General features: G+C 70.6%; 20 protein-coding genes and 1 pseudogene. 6 read left to right on the top strand and 15 right to left on the bottom strand.

The features are described 5' to 3' along the window. Positions 1–21 precede the first annotated feature (21 nt). Positions 22–1,149, top strand: a complete 1,128-nt coding sequence (locus EDD92_RS02770; protein ID WP_123962820.1) for a DUF6777 domain-containing protein — start codon at positions 22–24, stop codon at positions 1,147–1,149. Positions 1,150–1,266: 117 nt separating this feature from the next. Continuing rightward, positions 1,267–1,722 carry an ATP-binding protein gene (locus EDD92_RS02765; protein ID WP_123962819.1) on the top strand — a complete coding sequence of 152 codons (456 nt, stop codon included), beginning with the start codon at positions 1,267–1,269 and terminating at the stop codon, positions 1,720–1,722. 56 nt (positions 1,723–1,778) lie between these two features. On the opposite strand, the gene EDD92_RS02760 is transcribed toward EDD92_RS02765, so the two are convergent. After that, on the bottom strand, positions 1,779–2,666 hold the full coding sequence (locus EDD92_RS02760) for an RNA polymerase sigma factor SigF (protein ID WP_123962818.1): 888 nt from the start codon (positions 2,664–2,666) through the stop codon (positions 1,779–1,781). 195 nt (positions 2,667–2,861) lie between these two features. Between EDD92_RS02760 and EDD92_RS02755 the strand changes: the two genes are divergently transcribed. Then, positions 2,862–3,254 carry a helix-turn-helix domain-containing protein gene (locus EDD92_RS02755; RefSeq protein ID WP_123962816.1) on the top strand — a complete coding sequence of 131 codons (393 nt, stop codon included), beginning with the start codon at positions 2,862–2,864 and terminating at the stop codon, positions 3,252–3,254. 22 nt (positions 3,255–3,276) lie between these two features. Here the strand turns inward: EDD92_RS02755 and EDD92_RS02750 are convergent, their stop codons facing one another. The 3 genes from EDD92_RS02750 to EDD92_RS02740 all read right to left on the bottom strand — a co-directional run bounded on the left by EDD92_RS02750 (position 3,277) and on the right by EDD92_RS02740 (position 5,843). Beyond that, positions 3,277–3,879 (bottom strand): ClpP family protease, encoded by a 603-nt coding sequence (locus EDD92_RS02750; RefSeq protein ID WP_123962814.1) that lies wholly within the window; start codon positions 3,877–3,879, stop codon positions 3,277–3,279. Position 3,880: 1 nt separating this feature from the next. Then, positions 3,881–4,519 carry a ClpP family protease gene (locus EDD92_RS02745; RefSeq protein WP_123962812.1) on the bottom strand — a complete coding sequence of 213 codons (639 nt, stop codon included), beginning with the start codon at positions 4,517–4,519 and terminating at the stop codon, positions 3,881–3,883. Positions 4,520–4,634: 115 nt separating this feature from the next. Continuing rightward, on the bottom strand, positions 4,635–5,843 hold the full coding sequence (locus EDD92_RS02740) for an epoxide hydrolase family protein (RefSeq protein ID WP_123962811.1): 1,209 nt from the start codon (positions 5,841–5,843) through the stop codon (positions 4,635–4,637). Positions 5,844–5,966: 123 nt separating this feature from the next. On the opposite strand from EDD92_RS02740, the gene EDD92_RS02735 reads away from it, so the two are divergent. Further along, on the top strand, positions 5,967–6,449 hold the full coding sequence (locus EDD92_RS02735; RefSeq protein ID WP_123962810.1) for a VOC family protein: 483 nt from the start codon (positions 5,967–5,969) through the stop codon (positions 6,447–6,449). A gap of 73 nt (positions 6,450–6,522) precedes the next feature. Here EDD92_RS02735 and EDD92_RS02730 read toward each other — a convergent pair. The 8 genes and pseudogenes from EDD92_RS02730 to EDD92_RS02695 form a co-directional block, all read right to left on the bottom strand. After that, positions 6,523–9,051, bottom strand: a pseudogene (locus EDD92_RS02730) (beta-L-arabinofuranosidase domain-containing protein). Between the two features lie 159 nt (positions 9,052–9,210). Beyond that, positions 9,211–10,125: an SGNH/GDSL hydrolase family protein gene (locus tag EDD92_RS02725; protein WP_123962809.1), complete on the bottom strand. Its 915-nt coding sequence runs from the start codon at positions 10,123–10,125 to the stop codon at positions 9,211–9,213. 81 nt (positions 10,126–10,206) lie between these two features. Next, on the bottom strand, positions 10,207–11,877 hold the full coding sequence (locus tag EDD92_RS02720; protein WP_123962808.1) for an ATP-binding protein: 1,671 nt from the start codon (positions 11,875–11,877) through the stop codon (positions 10,207–10,209). 29 nt (positions 11,878–11,906) lie between these two features. Next, positions 11,907–12,581, bottom strand: coding sequence for a response regulator transcription factor (locus EDD92_RS02715; RefSeq protein WP_099926314.1), 675 nt, complete (start codon positions 12,579–12,581; stop codon positions 11,907–11,909). A gap of 233 nt (positions 12,582–12,814) precedes the next feature. Next, positions 12,815–13,693, bottom strand: a complete 879-nt coding sequence (locus tag EDD92_RS02710; protein WP_123962807.1) for a geranyl diphosphate 2-C-methyltransferase — start codon at positions 13,691–13,693, stop codon at positions 12,815–12,817. Between the two features lie 47 nt (positions 13,694–13,740). Continuing rightward, on the bottom strand, positions 13,741–14,790 hold the full coding sequence (locus EDD92_RS02705; protein ID WP_123962806.1) for a family 2 encapsulin nanocompartment cargo protein terpene cyclase: 1,050 nt from the start codon (positions 14,788–14,790) through the stop codon (positions 13,741–13,743). 14 nt (positions 14,791–14,804) lie between these two features. After that, complete coding sequence (locus EDD92_RS02700) at positions 14,805–16,247, bottom strand: family 2B encapsulin nanocompartment shell protein (RefSeq protein ID WP_123962805.1); 1,443 nt, start codon at positions 16,245–16,247, stop codon at positions 14,805–14,807. Between the two features lie 254 nt (positions 16,248–16,501). Then, a complete protein-coding gene (locus tag EDD92_RS02695) occupies positions 16,502–17,506 on the bottom strand; it encodes a zinc-binding alcohol dehydrogenase family protein (RefSeq protein ID WP_185124389.1) in 1,005 nt (334 codons plus the stop codon). A gap of 162 nt (positions 17,507–17,668) precedes the next feature. Here EDD92_RS02695 and EDD92_RS02690 point away from each other — a divergent pair, with 162 nt between their 5' ends. Together EDD92_RS02690 and EDD92_RS02685 are read left to right on the top strand one after the other, a co-directional pair. Further along, positions 17,669–18,463, top strand: coding sequence for a VOC family protein (locus tag EDD92_RS02690; RefSeq protein ID WP_123962801.1), 795 nt, complete (start codon positions 17,669–17,671; stop codon positions 18,461–18,463). 52 nt (positions 18,464–18,515) lie between these two features. Next, positions 18,516–19,214 carry a ribonuclease H gene (locus tag EDD92_RS02685; RefSeq protein WP_123962799.1) on the top strand — a complete coding sequence of 233 codons (699 nt, stop codon included), beginning with the start codon at positions 18,516–18,518 and terminating at the stop codon, positions 19,212–19,214. Positions 19,215–19,255: 41 nt separating this feature from the next. Here EDD92_RS02685 and EDD92_RS02680 read toward each other — a convergent pair whose 3' ends face one another. From EDD92_RS02680 to EDD92_RS02670, 3 genes are all read right to left on the bottom strand, one after another. Next, on the bottom strand, positions 19,256–19,708 hold the full coding sequence (locus EDD92_RS02680; RefSeq protein ID WP_030927359.1) for an SRPBCC family protein: 453 nt from the start codon (positions 19,706–19,708) through the stop codon (positions 19,256–19,258). Between the two features lie 85 nt (positions 19,709–19,793). Beyond that, positions 19,794–20,618 carry a tyrosinase MelC2 gene (locus EDD92_RS02675; protein WP_123962797.1) on the bottom strand — a complete coding sequence of 275 codons (825 nt, stop codon included), beginning with the start codon at positions 20,616–20,618 and terminating at the stop codon, positions 19,794–19,796. A 34-nt stretch (positions 20,619–20,652) separates the two neighbouring features. Beyond that, on the bottom strand, positions 20,653–21,024 hold the full coding sequence (locus tag EDD92_RS02670) for an apotyrosinase chaperone MelC1 (protein ID WP_123962795.1): 372 nt from the start codon (positions 21,022–21,024) through the stop codon (positions 20,653–20,655). Positions 21,025–21,180: the final 156 nt, after the last annotated feature.

Genomic DNA, 21,180 nt, shown 5'->3' with positions numbered 1-21,180 from the left:
CCGCATCGGGAAGAAGAGCTCGTGAGCCTCGAACCGCCGTCCTCCGGACGCCCCACAGGCCCCCCTTCCGGCCCGCTCTCGGGCCCCTCCCAGCCCCCCTCGGGCCCGCCCTCACAGCCACCGGGCAGCGGCGGCGGCGGCACACCTTCGCCACCGCCCCACCGCCCCTGGTGGAAGTCCGCACCCCGCGTCGCCGTGCTGACCACCGTGGTGGTCGCCGCCGTAGTCCTGGCCGTCGTCTTCAGCCGGTCCGGCGGCGGCTCGGGCAAGGGCGGAGAGGTCTTCCTGCAGGCCGCGGGCAAGACCGGCCCCGAGCCGTTCACGCAGTCGACGGCAACGCACAGCTCCGCCCCGGCCGTCCCCGCCTCTCCGGCCACCGGATCGGCGCCGGTGAACGCGGTGCGGGCCGTGGACGGCGGGGCGCCCGGACTGTACGGCGGCACCCGCAACATCTCCAGCTGCGACGTGGAGCGACAGATCAAGGCCCTCCAAGCGGCCCCGCCGAAGAACACGGCGTTCGCCTCGGTCGCCGACGTCGCCCCCTCCCAGGTCCCCGCCTACCTCCGCGCGCTCACCCCCGTACAGCTGCGCATGGACACCCGCGTCACCAACCACGGCTACCGCGACGGCGCCGCCACCAGCTACCAGGCCGTCCTGCAGGCGGGCACGGCCGTCCTCGTCGACGGCCACGGTGTGCCGCGCGTGCGCTGCGCCTGCGGCAACCCGCTGACGCCGCCCGTCGCCCAGCAGACCACCCCGAAGCGGACCGGTGACACCTGGCCGTCCTACCGCCCCTCGAACGTCGTCGTGGTCACTCCCGCACCGCAGATCATCAACATCTTCGTCATCTACGACCCCGACCACGGCGAATGGATCTCCCGGCACCGGGGCGACACGGGCCACCACGACCACCGGACCAAGCCGCCGGTCAAGCCCTCCCCGTCGGTGAGCGTCTCCACGCCGACGGCACCCTCGTCGCCGTCGTCCACCTGCGCCTCCGGCACGCCGGCCCCCTGCCCGCCGACGTCGACCGCCCCTTCCTCCTCCTCGCCGAGCACCGAATCACCCTCCACCGAGACCGGGACGACCGAGCCGGAGTCACCCGGTGACACCGGCACGTACAGTGCTCCCGAGTCGAGCACCACATGACCGGCGTTCCGCGTGTTAGCGGACACATCGGCCCGGACGGGGACTGCCGGGCGCGGCTCGGGGTAGCAGCACTGATGCAGCAGCGTCCGGCCTGGCCGGCTTCCGAGAGAGACATGCATGATCGAGCACGTGGGCGGGGCAGTGATACCGACTGGTTTCGACGTGCCCGTGGAACCGCTACGACGGGCGGCGCACTACACCGGCGAACCGGGATGCATCGCCGAGGCACGGTCCTTCGCCGCGCACTTCGTGGGCCGGCTCCGCACCGAGTGGTGCGCCAAGATCGACGACCGCGCCCAGGACGAGGTGCTGCTGGTCGTGAGCGAACTGGTCACCAACGCGGACCGGCACAGCAACGGGCCGTACATCCTGGAGCTCGAGGGCACCGACACCGCGGTCACGGTGTGCGTCTACGACAGCAGCGCGGCCCTGCCGCGCCGCTTCCCGCGCGACCCCGAGCGCGTCGGCCGGCACGGCCTGGAGATAGTCCATGTGCTGGCGAGGCAGGTCACCGTGGAGCGGGTGCCGGTCGGCAAGCGGGTCTCCGCCGTGGTGGACCTGTCCAGCGCGTGACCGCCGCGGCCGACCGTGTCGGCACCGCGGCGGTCACGGATGCGACCGGCTGCCCCTCACGCGCAGCCGAGCTCGCCCAGCATTCCCTCGCGCAGTTGCGCGATGATCCGCTTGATCAGTCGGGACACATGCATCTGCGAGCAGCCGAGACGTTCGCCGATCTCCGCCTGGGTGGCCTCCTCGACGAACCTCATGTGGATGATCTGGCGGTCGCGCTCACCGAGCTCCGCCATCAGCGGGGCCAGCGACTGGAAGTCCTCGACGAGCCGCAGCCCGTTCTCCTCCACGCCGATGAAGTCGGCGAGCACCGCCTCGCCGCCCTCCGGGCCCTCGCCGGTGAGCGCCGCGTCCAGGGACGAGGAGTTGTAGCCGTTGGACGCAATCTGAGCCTCGATCACCTCGTCCTCGGGGATGTTCATCAGGGTGGCGAGTTCGGGAACCGTCGGCTCCCGGTCCAGCCGGCTGGCGAGTTCCTCGCGCGCCTTGGCCAGCTCGACACGCAGCTCCTGCAGCCTGCGCGGCACGTGCACCGCCCAGGTGGTGTCACGGAAGAAACGCTTGATCTCGCCGACGATGTACGGCAGCGCGAACGACGTGAACTCGACCTCACGGGACAGCTCGAACCGGTCGATCGCCTTGATCAGGCCGATCATCCCGGTCTGGACGATGTCCTCCATGTCGTCGCCGCGTCCACGGAACCGTCCGGCTGCGAACCGCACCAGCGAGATGTTCATCTCGATGAGCGTGTTGCGCGCGTACTGGAATTCGTGCGTGCCCTCCTCGAGCTCCGAAAGGCGCTGGAAGAACTGACGGGAAAGTTCCCGTGCGTCACGCGGAGCGACGGCGCGCGGCTCCGCGATCCCCGGCAGTGGTCCATCACCCGTGCAGGTCCCGGCGGTCTTCTCGATGACCTGTGCCTCCGACCGTTCCACGGCGGTGTCCATTTCCTCTCCCACGAAGTCACGGTTCGACGTCTGTCTGGGGCGTGCCCTTCTTTCTGCGGGTACCCGTTCTGCGCGGGGACATGCCCGAGACCGGGACGTGGTACACACCGTCACCGCAGACCCCGCTTCTGTGATTCCACCCAGAGCGGAATGCCGATCTCTTCCCATCGAGGCGAGGGAATCTAGTCTGAAGCCGTGAGCAGCCAAGCGCCGAACGAAGCCGATGTCATTCCGCTGCGCCGCCCGCAGGGCGAGCGGCCCGCCGCCTCGCCTGCGCCGCCCAGGGAGCCCCTGTGGCGGGACCTCGTCGGCGACGTCCTGCGGCGCGAACGCCTCGCCCAGGAGCGCACCCTGAAGGACGTGGCCGACGCGGCCCGGATCTCCATGCCGTATCTCTCCGAGGTGGAGCGCGGCCGCAAGGAGGCCTCCTCCGAGGTCCTCGCGGCCGCCGCCCACGCCCTCGGCCTCGGCCTCGGCGACCTGCTGTCGCGGGCTCAGGGAGAGCTCGTCCGGATCAGCAGCCGGCAGCCCGGCAGGAGCCGCCGGACGTCGGCTTCGCCGTACGACGGACTCTGCCTGGCCGCCTGACGGACGCTTGCGGGCCGGCGCCTCAGACCGCGGCGAGGCGCCGGCTCAGCACCTCGTCGGCCAGCCCGTACGCCACCGCCTCGTCGGCGGTGAAGACCTTGTCGCGGTCCATGTCCGCACGCAGCGTCGCGATGTCGTGCCCGGTGTGCCGGGCCAGCACATGCTCGACCTGGGAGCGGATCCGGACCATTTCCTGGGCCTGGAGCGCGAGGTCGGAGATCATGCCCCGGCTGCCACCGGCGGCGGGCTGACCGAGCAGCACGCGCGCGTGCTCCAGCACGAACCGCCGCCCGGGATCACCGCCCGCCAGCAGGACGGCCGCCGTGGAGGCCGCCTGGCCGACGCAGAACGTCGAGATCGGCGCCTGCACGAACGTCATCGTGTCGTAGATCGCCATGAGTGAAGTGAACGAGCCGCCGGGGGAGTTGAGGTAGATCGCGATCTCGTTCTCCGGTGCCGACGACTCCAGATGGAGCAGTTGCGCGATGACGACGTTGGCCACGCCGTCGTCGATCTCGGTGCCGAGGAAGATGATGCGCTCGGACAGCAGCCGGCTGAACACGTCGGAGGACCGCTCGCCGTGCGCGGTGCGCTCGACGACATATGGAATCGTGTAGTTGCCCATGTCACAGCCCCATCCGTCGCTTCGAGGCGGCCGGGCGGACATCCGCAAGGGACTCCAGGACCCGGTCCACCATGCCGTACTCCCTGGCCTCCTCGGCCGTGAACCAGCGGTCACGGTCGCCGTCCCGGGCGATGGTCTGAGGGCTCTGGCCCGTGTTCTCGGCGATGAGCCGCTCCATGGTCCGCTTGGTGTGCTCCAGGTTCTCCGCCTGGATCTCGATGTCGGCGGTGGTGCCGCCGATGCCCGCCGAACCCTGGTGCATCATGATCCGCGCGTTCGGCAGGGCGTACCGCTTGCCGGGTGTGCCGCCGCACAGCAGGAACTGGCCCATGCTGGCCGCGAATCCCATGGCGAGCGTCGAGACGTCGTTGGGGATCAGCCGCATCGTGTCGTAGATCGCGAGGCCCGCGTGCACGGAGCCGCCCGGGCTGTTGATGTACAGGCTGATGTCGGTGCGGGGGTCCTCCGCGGACAGCAGGAGCAGCTGCGCGCAGACCCGGTTCGCGGAGACCTCGTCGACCTGGGTGCCGAGGAACACGATGCGCTGGCCGAGGAGTTGGGCCGCGAGATGGTCGTCGAGCCGGCTGGGCGGGGTGTCGCCCTCCTCGGCGCGGGGCGCGAGCGTGGTGAGTGGAGTCATGGTCTTCGGTTTCTCCCGTCGAGCGGTGATGCCGTCGACTCCACTCTTGGCCCCGCCCCGGCCCCGCATGCGGTTTCTCTGCCCGTGGCAGATTCGCCACGGGCAGAGCCCGCTCTCAGCCCTTCTCGCGCAACTGCCGGAAGAACGCCCGCACGTCCTTGACCAGCAGGTCGGGCTCCTCCATCGCGGCGAAGTGCCCGCCGCGGTCGAGCTCCGTCCAGCGCACGATGTTCTCCGTACGCTCGGCCTTGTGGCGCAGTGGGATCTGGAGCTCGGCGGGGAAGAGGGCGAGCGCGGTCGGAGCGGTCGACGGCTCGGCCGGCCGGGCGACACGGCCCGTGGCATGGGCGCGCTCGTAGTAGATACGGGCGGCGGAACCGGCGGTCCCGGTCAGCCAGTACAGCATCACGTTGGTGAGCATCCGGTCCCGGTCCACGGCCTCCTCCGGCAGCAGCGCCGAGTCCGTCCACTCCCGGAACTTCTCCACGATCCAGGCGAGTTGGCCGACGGGCGAGTCGCTGAGCGCGTACGCCAGGGTCTGCGGCCGGGTGGAGTGCAGGACGGCGTACCCCGTGCCTTCGCGCGACCATTCGCTCCATCGGCGCCAGGACAGCAGCGCCCGCTCCTGCTCCTCCGTGCCCAGCTGGTCCAACTCGTCCGGCGTCGGTTCGGTGGCCTGCTGCGCGCCCGGGAGCAGGTTGAGATGAACGCCGATCACACGGTCCGGGTGAGCGCGCCCCAGCTCGCGGGAGATGGCGGCGCCCCAGTCGCCGCCCTGCGCGCCGAACTGCTCGTAGCCGAGCCGTCGCATCAGTTCGGCCCATGCGTCGGCGACCCGGCCCGCCTCCCAGCCCGTGTCGGCGGCAGGCCCGGACAGCCCGAACCCGGGGATGCTCGGTACGACGACGTGGAACGCGTCGGCCGGGTCGCCGCCGTGCGCGCGGGGGTCGGCGAGCGGCCCGACGACGTCCAGGAACTCGACAATGGACCCCGGCCAGCCGTGGGTGATGATCAGCGGGGTGGCGTTCGGCTCGGGGGAGCGGACGTGGGCGAAGTGGACGGTCGATCCGTCGATCGTCGTGGTGAACTGGGGCCACTCGTTGAGCTGCGCCTCGGCGGCCCGCCAGTCGTAGGAGTTGCGCCAGTAGTGGTGGAGCTCGCGCAGGTAGTCGGCCGGCACGCCGTAGGCCCATCCGGTACCGGGCAGCTCGTCCGGCCAGCGCGTGCGGTCCAGGCGTTCGTGGAGGTCGTCGAGGTCGCTCTGCGGGATGTCGATGCGGAAGGGCCGGATGCTGTCCGCGGTCTGTGCGGGCGAAGACGTCATGGCCGCGAGCCTAGTTCCGGGCGGGGATGCGGCCACCCGGATTAATCAGCCGCCCGACCGATGAGTTCCGCGGCGAGGATCAGTCGGTACAGGTGACCGCGTTCCATGCCCCAGGAGGTGCTCATGACCACCGACGGATTCACCACGTGTCTCTGGTTCGACGGCCAGGCGGAGGAGGCCGCGCACTACTACGTGTCGATCTTCAAGAACTCCAGCATCGGCCGTGTCGGCCGCAACGTCGAGGGAGGCGCGGGCCCCGCCGGCTCGGTGCTGGCGGTGGAGTTCACGGCCAACGGCCAGAAGTTCGTCGCGTTGAACGGCGGCCCGCAGTTCAAGTTCAACGAGTCGGTCTCCTTCCAGATCTTCTGCGCGAACCAGGAAGAGATCGACTACTACTGGACCAAGCTCACCGAGGGTGGCGGCGAGCCCGGCCCCTGCGGATGGCTCAAGGACAAGTACGGCCTGTCCTGGCAGGTCGTGCCCGACAGGCTCATCGACATGATCAGTGATGCGGACCAGGAGAAGGCGTCCCGCACGACCAAGGCGTTCATGGCGATGAGCAAGTTCGACATCGCCGCCCTGGAGAGGGCCTACGCGGGCGAGTGACGGTCGCTCCTGGGTGACGGCCCGGCCCGCCCTCCGCGGGGAAGGGGGCGGGCCGGCCGCACTCGCTCGTCCGCTAGGCGGCGGAGGCCTGGGCCAGCGCCGCCACCTCGGTGGCGCTCAGCGTCCTGCCGTACACCCGGAAGTCGTCGACCGCGCCCTTCAGATACGGATCGGCGTACTGGGACCTGCCGACGTACCCGGCGCGGATGTGGTTGCCGAAGTGGCGCGGCTCCACGGTGACGCCCGCGTTCCGGCCGGCCTCGGCGCCGTCGACGTACAGGACGGCGGTCCCCCCGCCGTACGTCACCGCCACGTGCACCCATCGGCCGGCGGGCAGCGGGTCGGCGTCGATGCGCTGCTCGCCGCCCGCGCCGCCGGCGGTGATCGCATACCGCAGGGTGCCGTCGCCGCTGAGCGGGGTCAGGAACAGGTTGGCGGTGACGCCGGTGCCGACGTCGAAGATCCTGCTCCAGGCACCCGGCTGCCCGTCCAGCCGAACCCAGGTGGCGAGGGAGTAGGCGGAGGCACCCGCCAACAGGTCCTCGGCGAGGGCGACATGGCCGTCCGTGCCGTCCAGGGACACGGCGCCGCCGAGCCGTCCGGAGGCCAGCCATGAGGCGCCGCCCACCAGTTGGGCCGCCTTGGCGTTGCCGGTCGCGTCGGCCGCGGTCGTGCCCGAGGTCTCGTCGAAGCGGTGCCACGCGGCGAACGCAGGGGGAGGGGGCGGGGGTGCGCCGGTGAGCCAGTACACCGAGTAGTGCTGGTGGTGGACGCGGGCGATCGGCAGCAGGGTCACCGCCTCGCCGTCGGCGCGGGCGGTGAACCGCAGCGGGTTCGACGACGCCTGCTGTACGGAGCTCACGTCGAGGCGGGGCAGCGAGGAGTTCGCCCGGTCGCCGTACGCTCCCGCCAGGACCACCGGACCGTGCAGCACCGCCTGCACATCGGGGTCGTCGGGGGTGGCCTCGACGGTCGTGCGCATCGGCAGGGACACCTTGATACGGTCGCCGGTGCGCCAGGCACGGTCCAGGGCGAGCCAGGTGCCGGGCTTCGGGCGGTCGGGCAGCGCGCGGCCGTTGAGGGTGGCGCGGGCGTCGGAGGCCCAGGACGGGATGCGGATCCGCAGCCGGTGCGTGGCCTGCCCGGCGGTCACCGTCAACGTGGTGGTGGAGCTGTCCGGGAAGCCGGTGGTCTGCCGCCAGGTGATGCCCTGCTCGCGCCACACGACCTGCGACGGGACGAACAGGCTGACCAGCAGGTCGCGGTCGCCGTGCGTGTAGATCGTGTCGGCGAACTTGGCGTGCGTCTCCATGCCCGTGCCGTGGTCACAGGAGAAGTTGTCGTAGTCCGTGGAGTAGGCGTTCGGGTCGGTGCCCATGAAGGACGGCTGACGCTTGAACGAACCGGGCGCGAGACCGGTGTAGTAGATGTTGAAGCCGTGCGCGGAGTCCGGGTCCTGCTCGCCCAGCATCTGGTTGAACAGGGTGCGTTCGTAGTAGTCGAGCAGGTCGGTGCGGTCCGGCGTGTGGAAGTGCAACAGCCGGGTCAGCTTCAGCATGTTGTAGCTGTTGCAGTTCTCGCAGGTGCTGTCGGACAACTGCCCGGCGACCACGTCCGGTTCGTGGAAGGCCTCGCCGTTGCTGTTGCCGCCGATGACGTACGAGTGGTGGCCGGTGACGATCTGCCAGAAGTTCGCGGCGATGGTGCGGTACCGCTCGGGCCGGCCCTCCTCCCACAGCCGCAGCGCGCCGACCATCTTCGGGATCTGCGTGTTGGCGTGCAGACCGGCGAGCTGGTCCTCGCCCCGGGCCAGCGGGTCGAAGACCCGGGCGTGCGTGAAGCGCTCGGCGACCTCGAGCCATTTGGCGTCCCCGGTGAGGGCGTGCAGGTCGGCGAGCACGTCGTTCATTCCGCCGAACTCGGTCTCCAGCACCCGCTGCATCTGCTCGTACGACAGCTTCGCCGTGCGTGCGTCGACCCACCGGGCCTGCCGGAGCACCACGTCCAGCGCCTGGTCGTTGCCGGCCAGCCGGTGCTGCTCGACCAGCCCGGCCATGATCTTGTGGATCGTGTAATACGGCGCCCATACGCCGGTCCCGGCCTCCAGCCGGTCGAAGAAGCTCTCCGGGAATGCGGACAGATATCCCTTGCCGAACCCGGCGGCGGGCGAGGCGGCCTGGCACTTGGCGAGTTCGGCGACGAGGGTGCGGCCCTTGTCGCGCAGAGCGGTCTAACCGGTGCCTGCGTGGGCGAGGGCGAGCCCGGAGAGCAGATGGCCGGTGGAGTGACCTCGCAGCTCCACGCTGGGCCCCTCCCAGCCGCCGCAGGGCTGGGCGCTGCTGGACAGGCCGACGTTGGTGCGGAAGGTGTGCAGCAGCCGGTCGAGGTCGACGAAGCGCAGATAGGCCGAGTTGCGGCGCTGGTTGTCCCGGAATGGACTGTCCAGCAGGGTCACCGCGGTGAGCGGGAAGGGCCGCACGACGGTGGCAGCGGCCCGGGCGGCTCCGGAGGCGGCGTGTGCGGTCCCCGTGCCGGTGAGGGCGAGGGCCGAGGCGGTGCCGGTGGCCGCGAGGAACTGGCGTCTGCCGAGGGGTGGGGTCATGACCAATGTCCTCCGCATGTCGAAGAGCCGGGGCGGCGGTGTCCCTCCGTCGCCCCCTCTTGTTCGAAATGACGAATGTCGTGCGACATGCTGTGCGGGGGACACGCTATGCGGCTGCTGTGTGATGTCAACAGTGCCTGGAGAGGCGGAAGTTGCCTTTCATCGAGCGCGAGCTCGTTCCCCGATCACCCGCGTGATCTCGCGGGTGATCCGCAGGATGCCGGGGGAGCGCGCCGGGCACGGCTTGGGCGTCGGTGTCGTGGGCGCCAGACAGAAGTGCAGGTAGTCCTTGCCGTAGTGCAGGGCGGTGCGGTCGGAGGACGGCTGGGTGCAGTAGTCGGGGTGTGCGCGCTCGTACGCCGTGCACGGCAGGTACTGGGCCCAGGTGTAGCGGGCCCCGGCGGGGCTCACCGTCGCGCCCGCGTCGGCGACGAGGTCCCCCGAGGCGGCGGCCTGCTTCTCGTACATCTCGTTCACGCGCCGCACCCGGTCGGGGGTGATCGGGTCGGGACCCTGCAGTACCCACACGATCCGCGGGCGCTTGCTTCCGCCCGCCGCCGCGATCTGCTCGGTGAGCCGGCGCAGGTCGGCCTTGTAGCGGGTGAAGTACTTCTGCTGCGAGGCGTTGTAGGTGATGCCGTCCATGCACCACGTGTAGCCCCACGCGTTGCCCCAGAACTGCATGACCACATAGTCCGGATGCTGCGCACGGACCAGTGCGGCCGCCTTGTCCGCGTCGGGTACCAGCGACTTCGCCCCGGTGCCCTCCAGGTAGTCGCACAGGGTGGTGCCCGAGTACGGAGCACTCGTGTACGTGGCCTTCAGGTCACGGCGCAGCTCCTGCCCCAGCACGTTCTGGGCCTCCATCGCGAGCGAGTCCCCGAGGTACAGCACGCGCGGCGCCACGGCAGGGGCGCTCGCGGAGGCCGGGGCCTGCTGATGGGTCGTCGATGCCGACGCTCCCGGTACGGCGGGGGAGGGCGGTGCCTCCTCCGGGCCGGACGACGGGTCGCCGCACGCGCCGAGCAGCAGCACTCCGGTCAGCAGCATCCCCACGATCCACGGCTTCCGCATACGGCAACTCCAGCCCCGGCAACCGAAAACGGCTCCCAGGCAAGCACAGGCGGGCCCAAGGCGGAAGACACGGGGGTGAGTTCAGGCGTCGTCCGGCCGCTGCAGCCGCTCGAGGAGGTCCAGCAGGTCGGTCAGCGGCAGCGGTTTGGCGAGGTGGGCGTCGAACCCGGCCGTCCGCGACAGGGTACGGTCGGTGCCCCGGCTGAACCCGGACACCGCGATCAGGCGCAGCTTGCCGCCGCCGGGCCGCGCCCGCAGGGCACGTGCGACCGCGTAGCCGTCGATGTCCGGCAGACCCAGGTCGCACAGGACGACGTCGAAGGCGTGGGCGTCAGTGGCGGCTAGGGCGTCCTGGCCCGTGTGCACCGCCGTGACCCGGTGGCCCTGGCGTTCCAGCAGGGTGCGGTAGGTGGCGGCCAGGTCCGCGTTGTCCTCGACGATCAGGAGGGACAGCCGGCGAGGGGAGCTGTGGACGGCCGGCGGCCGGGACGGGCGCGGGCTCACGGCGTCGGTCGTCGGCAGCAGCACCGTGAAGGTCGCGCCCTTGCCCGGTCCGTCGCTGTGCGCGGAGATGCGGCCGCCGTGCAGTTCCACCACCGTCCGCGCCACGGCGAGCCCGAGCCCCAGACCCTCGGGGGTGTCAGGACCGGCCGGAGCGGCCCGCATGAACACCCCGAACAACTCCTCGGCCTGGGCGGGGGAGAAGCCGATGCCGTCGTCCCGCACGGTCAGCCGGGCCTGCCCGTCGGCGGCCGTCAGGCCCACCTCGGTGCGGCCGCCCGGCGGGGTGTACTTCAGCGCGTTCGACAGCAGGTTCGTCAGCACCTGGGCCAGCCGCAGCCGGTCGCCGTCCACCATGACCGGCTCCTCGGGCAGGACGACGTCCAGCGTGCGGCCCTCGTGCCCGAACAGGCCCCGGATGTCGGCGCACGCCCCGTGCACGACGGACCGCACGTCGACCGGATCGCACACCAGCTCCAGCCGCCCGGTGACCGCGCGTGTGCCGTCCAGCAGGTCGTTGCTCATCCGTGCCAGGGTGCTCAGCTGCCGCTCCAGGACGGAGAGCGCCGGATGGCCCTCCGGTATGTCGAGGGCCAGCAGCTCCGTGGCCGCGGTGGCGGCTGCGAGGGGGTTGCGCAGCTCGTGCGAGAGCGTCGCGATGAACCGGTCCTTGGCCTGCTGCTCCTCCCGCAGCCTGCGGCCCGCCGCGTCCAGTTCGTGATTGGCCCGGCTCAGCTGCTCGTTGACCTCGCGGATCTCCCGGGCCCGTACGAACAGGTCGATCTCCATGCCCTCGGCGCGCATCTCCGCCTCGGCGACTGCCCTCTGCTGCTCCCGCCCCGCCCGCCGCAGACGCACGAACTCGGTGACGTCCTCGACCCGGTGGATGATGTAGCGCAGCTGCCCGTCGTCACCGAGCACCGGCGTGTTGACCGGACTCCAGTACCGCTCGGTGAAAGTGCCCTCCTCGCCCGCCGGGATGTCGTAGCGCTGCATCGCCATGGTGTCCGTACGGCGGCTCGACACCACCGTCTGGAGCGAACGGCGCAGATTGGCGACGCCGTCGGCCGACGGGTCGTCCGGGTTGTCGGGGAACACGTCGAAGACGGGGCGGCCGACGATGCTCCGCCCGGTGCGGGTCGCCGTGAGGTAGGCGCGGTTGACCTCGACGATCGTGAAGTCGGGGCTGAGGACGAGCAGCGGGGAGAGTATCGCGTCGAACAGGCTCCGGAAGTCCGGCGCATCGGGCATGGTCGGACCTCCGCGGCCGAAGCGGTGACTCAGGGGTCGAGGCGGTAGCCGTAGCCGCGGACGGTGGTGATCCGCGGCGCCGGTGCGGGCAGGCCGGCGAGCTTGCCGCGCAGCCGGTACACGTGCTCCACCACGGTCGCGGCCTGCTGCCAGGACGTGCCCCAGATGCGCTCCAGCAGCTGTTCCGCCGAGAACACCCGGCCCGGTGCGGCGGCCAGCATCTCCAGCAGCGCGTACTCCTTGGGGCGGAGCATCAGCTGGACACCGTCGACGGACGCCAGGCGGGCGGCGGAGTCGATGCGCAGCGCGCCGACCTGCAGCACGCTCGGCATCTCGGGCGGCTGCGAGCGGCGCAGCACGGCGTGGATGCGGGCCACCAGTTCCCGCTGCGAGAACGGCTTGACCAGGTAGTCGTCCGCACCGATCTCCAGGCCCGCCACCCGGTCGGCCTCCGCGCCGCGCCCCGTCACGACGATGACCGGCAGCCGGCTCGTGGACCGCAGCGCCCGCAGCAGCTCCAGGCCGCTGCCGTCCGGCAGCCCCAGATCGAGAACGGCGAGATCGACACCGCCCTCGTACAGGGCGGCCTTCCCGGCGCGCGCGTCCATGGCCCAGGTGACCGTGAAGCCCGCGCGCTCCAGATAGGAACGGCACATCAGTGCGAAGTCGGGGTCGTCCTCGATCAGAGCGAGGTGCGGTCGCATGCCGCTTCACCCGGACCGTCTGGCGTCAGCCCGTTGTGCCGCTGATGAGCGGGCGTTGATGCCACGACCATGTGGCGAAGGTAGAACAGTAAATGCCCACGGTTCAAGGGGGAGCCGCTCGGGGGGGTTCCGGCACGGGCTCGTGCGATGCGGGGATGCCGCATTGATCGCACAGGCCCGTGCCGGTACGTGCGCCCCGGCGCGTGTGGGCCGCTACCGCGCGACCGAGGGGATCACACCCGGTCGGCGGCGATCAGCAGGTACTGGAAACTGCCGTTCTTGTACGCGGTCAGGAACGTGTCCTCGATGCCCGTGACCAGGTGGTCTGCCTGCCGTCGCAGCTCCCAGTAGGGGATGGCGTCGGCCGTGAGGTCCTGTACGTGGACGGGGACGAGACGGTGGCGGGCCATCGCCCGGAAGTACTCCGAGCGCGGGTGGATGTCGCAGATGTAGTGGGCGTTGATCTGGGACACCTCGCGGGAGGCCCGCCCGTAGGTGTCGTTGTAGCAGCCGGTGACCACCACATAGCGCCCGCCGCGGCGCAGCAGCCGGGAGTGCTCGGCGAACAGCAGCTCCAGCTCGACGTACATGGTCGACTCGTTGTTCCACGACGCCGCGTACGCGCCGGTCGCGAAGCCGGTGTCGAGCATGTTGCGGTGGTGGTAGCGCACCTGGCTGTCGATGCCCCGCTTGCGGGCCTGCTCGCTCGCGAACGCGGCCTGCTTGGCGGAGATCGTCACGCCGTCCGCGTGGCAGCCGTAGCGCAGATGCGCCACGACACTGCCGCCGCCGCGCCCGCAGCCGGCGTCGAAGACGCGGTCGGTGGCGGAGAGCGGGCCGAGGTGACCGGCGAGGAGTTCCGCCTGGGCGTGTTCCAGGCGGTGCAGTTCGGTGGTGATCCGTCCGCGCCGCAGGTCGGGGTCGGGCTCGTCGAGCACGGTCCAGTCGACGTCGCCGATGCCGTAGTGGTGGTGATAGAGGTCGTCGATCTTGCCGAGTTCGAGGTTGACCGGGTTCTCCTCGGCGTTCCAGTAGTCCGCGACGCGGTTCTGGTACGTGGACTGGGTCGGCACCGGTGCCGCCTTGGTGTCGGCGTGGGGGGCGATGGTCAACTAGGACTCCTTGTGAAGCGTCTGACGGGGTGTCAGCAGTGCGGGTGTTACCAGTAGTTGGGCAGGTGGTAGCGGTGGGTGTTGGTGGCGTGCCACTCGTGGTTGCCGGCCACCCAGTCGGACAGGCCCCGGGCGTAGCGCTCCACGAGGGGCGAGGTGGCGGCCAGGAGGGCGGACTCGTCCTCGAACGCGGTCATGATCTCGTTGTGGATCTCGACGGCCTTGAGATAGGCGGCTTTCAGCCCGCAGCGCTCGTTGGCGGCGAGGACCTGGGGCAGGTTGAGGTGGGTGGGGTCGCTCGCCAGCTCCTTGGTGAAGGAGTAGAGGTCGTTGACGATGGTGGTGGCGTTGCAGGCGAGCGCGGTGATGCGCTGGATCTCCGGGCGGGCGTAGACGGCCTCCGGCAGCTCGTAGCCGTCCACGGCGTCGACGATCGACAGACACGGCCGGAAGTTGTTGAACTGCCGCATCACCAGGTACTCCCACACCTGCGGCACGTACCGGATCTCCGCCCATGCGGCCTCGGCGAGATAGCCGAGGTGCAGCCGCGCCATGTCGTGGACGAACCGGTCGGTCTGGCTGGGGGTGGCGACCGCGGCGTAGTCCTTCATCGCCCAGTGGTACGAGCGCAGCGGTCCGTCGGCCTGCACTCCGTGCGCCCACTGCTCCTGCAGCGCGGGAGTGCTGTGGAAGGGGTCGAGCGCCGACTGGGCCAGGATCAGCCGGCCACCGAGGCCGCGGCGGGCGCCGCCCCTGCCCTCGTCCTCCTCGCAGTAGCAGCTGTCGACGAGGTTCTCCGCCAGCAGGAACTTGCCGGCGGCGGTGAGGCGTTCCAGGTCGGCCGCCGCCGGATGCTGCAGCACCACGGCCCGGCCGAACTGGAAGCCCGAGAAGTCCCCGGACCACGCCTTCGGGAACAGGTCGAGGCCGTGGGCCCAGGCCTCCAGCCTGCGGTCGACCTCCTCGACCTTCGCCGGGTCGGCGGGGGCGACCTGCCGGTACTTGAGCCCGGGGATCGCCCCGCCGCGCCGGGTGCGCACGGTGCGGGCCAGATTGGGCGGCCCCGGCAGCGAGGACGGGGCGGCGGGCGTGCTCATTGCGTACTCCACCCTCAGTCGGCCGTCCGGCCGATCTGGACGTTCTCCAGGATCCCGGCCGCGTCCGGCACCAGGATGGCCATTGAGTAGTAGGCGGTCACCAGGTAGCGGATGATCGCGGCCGTGTCGATGCCCATGAACCGCACGTTCAGGCCCGGCTGGAACTCGTCGGGGATGCCGGTCTGGTAGAGCCCGATCACCCCCTGGTCGGACTCCCCGGTGCGCAGCGCGATGATGCTGCTGGTGTGATCGCGGCTGATCGGGATCTTGTTGCAGGGGAAGATCGGAACCCCGCGCCAGGCAGGGATCTCGTGTCCTTCGACGTTCGCCGTGCCCGGCACCAGGCCGCGCCGGTTGCACTGCCGGAAGAAGGCCGCGATCGCCTTCGGATGGGCGAGGAACACCTTGGTCTTGCGGCGCATGGCCAGCAGTTCGTCCATGTCGTCGGGGGTCGGCGGCCCCGTGAAGGTGCTGACGCGCTGGCCGTAGTCGATGTTGTGCAGCAGCCCGAACTCCCGGTTGTTGACCAGTTCCCACTCCTGGCGCTCGCGGATCTCCTCGACCGTCAGGCGCAGTTGCTGCTCGGTCTGGTTCATCGGGTTGTTGTAGAGGTCGGCCACCCGGGTGTGGACCCGCAGCACGGTCTGGGTGAGCGACAACTCGTACTCGCGCGGCGCGAGGTCGTAGTTGACGAAGCCGCCGTTCAGTGTCGGCTCGCCGACATGGCCGGCCTGTACGGGGACGTCCGCCTCGCCCTTGCGGTTCATCGGCAGCTTCTGCCGCGCCGCGAACGCCTCCAGATGCGCGGCGAGGGACGGCACCCGGTCGGTGAACTCCGTGACCACGTCCCAGGGCAGCACCAGCAGTACGCCGGCCGTCTCCGCGCGCACCGAGCTCAGCCACAGCGGGTTGGACTGCCCGATGGCCTCGTCGCCCATCTGGTCGCCGTCGGCGACGACCCCGGTGATCTCCTCCTCGCCGTACTTGCCCGCGGTGTACCGGGTGAACTTGCCGTGCACCACGAGATAGGCCTCCGTGACCGGCTGCCCGGCCTCGAACAGCACCTGTCCCGCCCGCACCTCCCGGACCCGGAAACGGGTGGCGACCTCCTTGAGGACGTCGGTGTCGGAATAGCCTCGCAGTACCGGCAGTTCGGTGAGCGTCTCGGGGATGACCTTGATGTCGTCGGCGCCGTTCTGCTCGAACTGCACCCGCCCGCGGCCGATCCGCAGCTGCAGACGCCGGTTGACCCGGTAGGTGCCGCCCTTGACGTCCACCCACGGCAGCGTCCGCAGCAGCCACCGCGAGCTGATGGCCTGCATCTGCGGTTCGGACTTGGTCGTCGTGGCGAGCTGGCGCGCCGCCCGGGTGCTGAGACTGGTCAGCTGCCCCTCGCCGTCGGGTTCGGGGGCGGGTTCGTCGGTGGCGGGTCCGGAGGCGCTTTCGGGGGCGGACACATTCCCTCCCTGGGGACGTACACGGCGATGTACAGAAGTGGGCGGAGTGGTCGGAGATGAAGGCGACGCCGCGGTGGACGACAGCCCGGCGTCGCATGTACAAGGCAAACAGCCCCGCGGATGCCCCGGTACGGCGCGAAGGGGGCGTTTTCGTCGCCTTGTAACGCAAACCTCGCGAACGAGGCAGCGCGGCGAGACCACCGCACTCCCGCGCCCCTCGCCCGCCTCGTGCGCCCCCGACGCCGCACCCCTCGCTAGAGGTCGTTCACCAGCACTGCTGCCCCGTCGAAGCGCCCGGCCTTGAGGTCCCGCAGTGCCTCGTCGGCCCGCGTCAGGGGATACGTGTGGGTGGTGGCGTGGACGCCGTGCCGGGCGGCCAGAGCCAGGAACTCGCGGCTGTCCTCGCGGGTGTTGGAGGTGACGCTGCGTATCTGCTTCTCGTAGAACAGGTCGGTCTCGTAGTGCAGGGGCGGTGTGTCGCTGAGGTGGATGCCGGCGATCGAGAGGGTGCCGCCGCGGTCGAGGGCGCGCAGCGCGACCGGGACCAGATCGCCGACCGGGGCGAACAGGATCGCGCTGTCCAGGGGCTCGGGCGGCATGGCGTGCGCGTCCTGCGCGGATGCGGCGCCCAGGCCGAGCGCGAGGTCCCGCGCCGCCGCCCCGCGGGTCAGGACGTGCACGGTGGCGCCCTCGGCCAGCGCCAGCTGCGCACACAGGTGCGCGCTGCCCCCGAACCCGTACAGACCGAGCCGCCCGCCCGGCGGCAGCGCCGCCCGCCGCAGCGCCCGGTAGCCGATGATCCCCGCGCACAGCAGCGGCGCGAGCGCCACGTCGTCGACGGCCTCCGGCAGGCGGTGGGCGAACGCGGCAGGCACGGTCGTGTACTCGGCGTAACCGCCGTCCGCGTCCCAGCCGGTATACCGCGAGGACGGGCACAGGTTCTCGGCCCCGCGCGAGCAGTACCCGCAGGTGCCGTCCGTGCGCCGCAGCCACGCCACCCCCACCCGGTCCCCGGTCGCGAAGCCTGCGACCCCAGCCCCGGACCCGGCCACCACGCCCACCACCTCGTGCCCTGGCGTCACCCCCGCCCGGTGCACCGGCAGATCCCCCTCGCTGACATGCAGATCGGTGCGGCACACCCCGCAGGCGCGCACCTGCACGAGGAGCTCGTCGTCGCCGGGCACCGGTACCGGTTTCTCCACGAGCTGCAGACCCATCTCCTCGACCGGTCCCGGTGTCACCGCCGACCACGCACGCATCGTCCCGTCCGCCATTCCGCACCCCGTCCGCAGCGTCGAAAGTGTGCCGAGGCCCTTCCCGTCCAGTCTGAAACGGACCCGGGCGTTCGGCGCGCGCTTCGCCCGACGCATGACTAGCGTGAGGAAACGGACCATCCGCCGATTCGGGAGAGGGCCGCAGCCATGGCCGTACAACCTGAGGGAACCCCCTGTTGGGCCGACGCGATGTTCGGCGACGTCGAGGGAGCGAAGAGCTTCTACGGTGACGTCCTCGGCTGGACGTTCGGCGAGGCGTCGTCGGAGTACGGCAACTACACCCAGGCCTACTCGGACGGCAAGGCGGTCGCCGCCGTCGTACCGCCGATGCCGGGCCAGGAGGCCCCGTCGCAGTGGTGCCTCTACTTCGCCTCACCGGACGCGGCCGCCACCGCCGCCAAGGTCCGGGAAAACGGCGGCGAGGTGCTGATGGAGCCCATGCAGGTCGGCGAGTTCGGCACCATGTGCATCGCCCGCGAGCCCAGCGGCGCCGTCTTCGGCGTGTGGCAGGGCGGCACCCACGAGGGCTTCGAGGCGACTGCCGAGCCGGGCGCCTACGGCTGGGCCGAGGTCTTCACCCGTGAACCCGAGAAGGCCGACGCGTTCTTCAGTGCCGTCTTCCCGTACACGGCCCAGCAGATCGTCGACGACAATGTCGACTTCCGCATGTTCAACCTCGGCGACACCACGGTCCTCGGCCGGATGAAGATGGGCGAGGAGTTCCCGCCCGAGGTGCCGTCCTACATCAATCTCTACTTCGTCGTCCCCGACTGCGACGACGCGGTCGCCAAGGCCACCAAGCTCGGCGGCGTCCTGCGCTTCGGGCCGATGGACAGCCCCTACGGCCGCTTCGCGGCGATCAGCGACCCACAGGGGGCGAGTTTCTCGGTGATCGACATCACGCGGACCGAGGGAGAGCTGCCCAAGACGAAGGACGTCTAGGGCCTACGAGGCGTCTCTCGGACGATGGTCGAGGTCCCCGTCCGCCCGTGGCATGATCGAGGCCATGCGTGAACGTGTGGTGGCCGCGTGCGACGGCGCTTCGAAGGGAAATCCGGGACCGGCGGGCTGGGCATGGGTGGTCTCCGACGACTCCGCGACCCCGGCCCGCTGGGAGGCGGGGCCGCTCGGCACGGCAACCAACAACGTCGCCGAACTCACCGCCCTGGAACGTCTGTTGGCAGCGACCGCCCCGGACGTCCCGCTCGAGGTCCGCATGGACTCCCAGTACGCCATGAAGGCCGTCACCACCTGGCTGCCCGGCTGGAAGCGCAACGGCTGGAAGACCGCCGCCGGCAAGCCGGTCGCCAACCAGGAACTGGTCGTACGCATCGACGCACTGCTCGACGGCCGCTCCGTCGACTTCCGCTACGTGCCCGCCCACCAGGTCGACGGCGACCCGCTCAACGACTTCGCCGACCGCGCCGCAAGCCAGGCCGCCAAGGTCCAGGAGCCCGCAGGCAGCGACCTCGGTTCACCGGTGCCGCCGCCCTCCCCGGACACTCCGGCCGCGGGCGCCCCGCGCCGCAAGCAGGCCGCGTCCCGGCAGCGTGCGGGCTCGTCGTCCCGCACCATCAAGGCGAAGTTCCCGGGCCGCTGCCTGTGCGGCCGTTCCTACGGGGCCGGCGAGCCCATCGCCAAGAACGGGCAGGGCTGGGGGCACCCGGAGTGCCGTACGGCGGAGGCCGGTTAGGGCCGGGGCCGTACGGCACACCGTTCAGGACCGGGTGCAGGTCAGGTGACCACGCCGCGCCACTCCCCGGTCTCCTGGCCGCGCGCCTCGATGAACTTCTTGAAGCGCTCCAGGTCGCCCTTGGTCTGCCGCTTCACGAAGCCGAGCTTGTCGCCGACCTGTTCGGTGACGCTGTCGGGATGGAAGTCCATCTGCAGCATGACCTTGGTGTGGTTGTCGTCGAGGCGGTGGAAGGTCACCGCCCCGGCCTGCCGGGCCTGACCCGCGACCGTCGTCCAGGCGACCCGCTCGTCGGGGATCTGCTCGGTGATCTCCGCATCGAACTCGCGGTGCACGCCGTTGACGCTGGTCACCCAGTGCGTGAGCGTGTCCGTGCGCTGTTCGATGCGGTCCACGCCGTTCATGAACTCGGGGAACGTCTCGAACTGAGTCCACTGGTTGTAGGCGGTGTGCACCGGGACGCCGACCTCGATGGATTCCTCGACCTGCGACACGGGTGAACCCCTCCTTCGCTCTCACATCGGTTGCGTCCGGCGCGGGTACCCCTGACCTGCGGAGCAAACCGCCTCGTCCCGGCCGTCAGTCGGTGTCGAAGGTGTAGTGGGCGGTGTGGTCCAGCAGATCGGCGGGCCGTACGTCGTTCCACGGCTTCATCGTCTCGCCGAGGTCGACCACGTCCGGTGTTCCGGCGGTCGGCAGATAGCCGGAGCCCGGGTGGCGCCGCTGCCACTGGGTCCACAGCTTGTCGATGTAGGCGTGATGCAGCCAGAACACGGGGTCGTTGGGGGAGACCCCGGTGGCCATCTGCCCGCCGACCCACACATGGACCCGGTTGTGCAGGTTCACGCCGCGCCAGCCCTCCAGGTGGTTGCGGAAGCCGTCCGAGGCGCTGTTCCACGGTGGCATGTCATATATCACTGTGGAAAGCACCGACTCGACCTCGGCCCGGGTCGGCAACTCCCGTACGTTCGCACCCAGTTGGCGACGCAGGAACGTACGCCCGTCCACCCGCACGTTGATCGGCCAGTTGCCCGCGGACGCGGCGAACGGACCGTCCATCACCTGGCCGTCGCGGCTGCGCCCGGTGCCGCCGAGGAAGTCAGGTGCCCACAGGGAGGAACGCGGCGAGCGGTCGGTGCTCCAGTCCCAGTAGGGCAGCGCGACCGATGCGTCCACCGACTGCAGTGCGCTCTCGAACTCCAGTAGGAATCTTCGGTGCCAGGGCAGGAAGGACGGTGAACGGTGGCCGGTGCGTTCGCCGGTGTCGGTGTCGCCGAGGATGAAGGCGTTGTGGGTGGTGACGAAGGCGTCGTAGCGGCCGCTGCGCTTGAGTTCGACGAGGGCGGCGACGAAGCGCCGCTTCTCGTCGGCGGTCAGGCTCGCCTGGTTCTTGCGGACGGTCATGGTGCGGATGCTCCCAAGGTGCTTTCGCGAAAGGTCAGTTGGCGGGGAAGGGGAGGAGCCGGGCGCCCTGCAGCTCGTCGACGGCGGCGCGTGCGGCCGCGTGCGGCGTGGGCACCGGGGCGTAGTGGCTGACGACGCTGATCCAGGTGCCGTCGGCGTTCTGCATGACGTGCAGTTCGACCCCGTCGACGAGGACGGCGTAACCGGTGCCGTGGTGGTGACCGCCCCCGGAGGCAGGCCGGCCCTGTATCCGGCGGCCCTTGTAGACCTCGTCGAACGGCTCGGGGGAGCCGGGGTGCTGGTGGTCCGCTGCGGCTGCGGCAGGGGCGGCGGCGGTGTGCGCGGCGGCGGCCGCGGTCAGGGCGGCCGCCGCGGTGAGCGCGCGGCGTCGGGTCAGGGTCGGCACGGGTGATCTCCAGGGTTCGTTCGGTTGACGACCCGGAATGCCTATCGGCCTCGCCGAGACCAGGAGAAATCCGTCGGGAGCGGTTGGCTGCGATCAGGACAATTGCCGACATGTTGTACAAGGCTGAACGAAGATGATCTCGCCGTGCGGGGTACC

This window comes from Streptomyces sp. TLI_185, from assembly GCF_003814765.1.
GTDB lineage: Bacteria > Actinomycetota > Actinomycetes > Streptomycetales > Streptomycetaceae > Streptomyces.
This window is presented reverse-complemented; position numbering and strand designations above follow the sequence as displayed.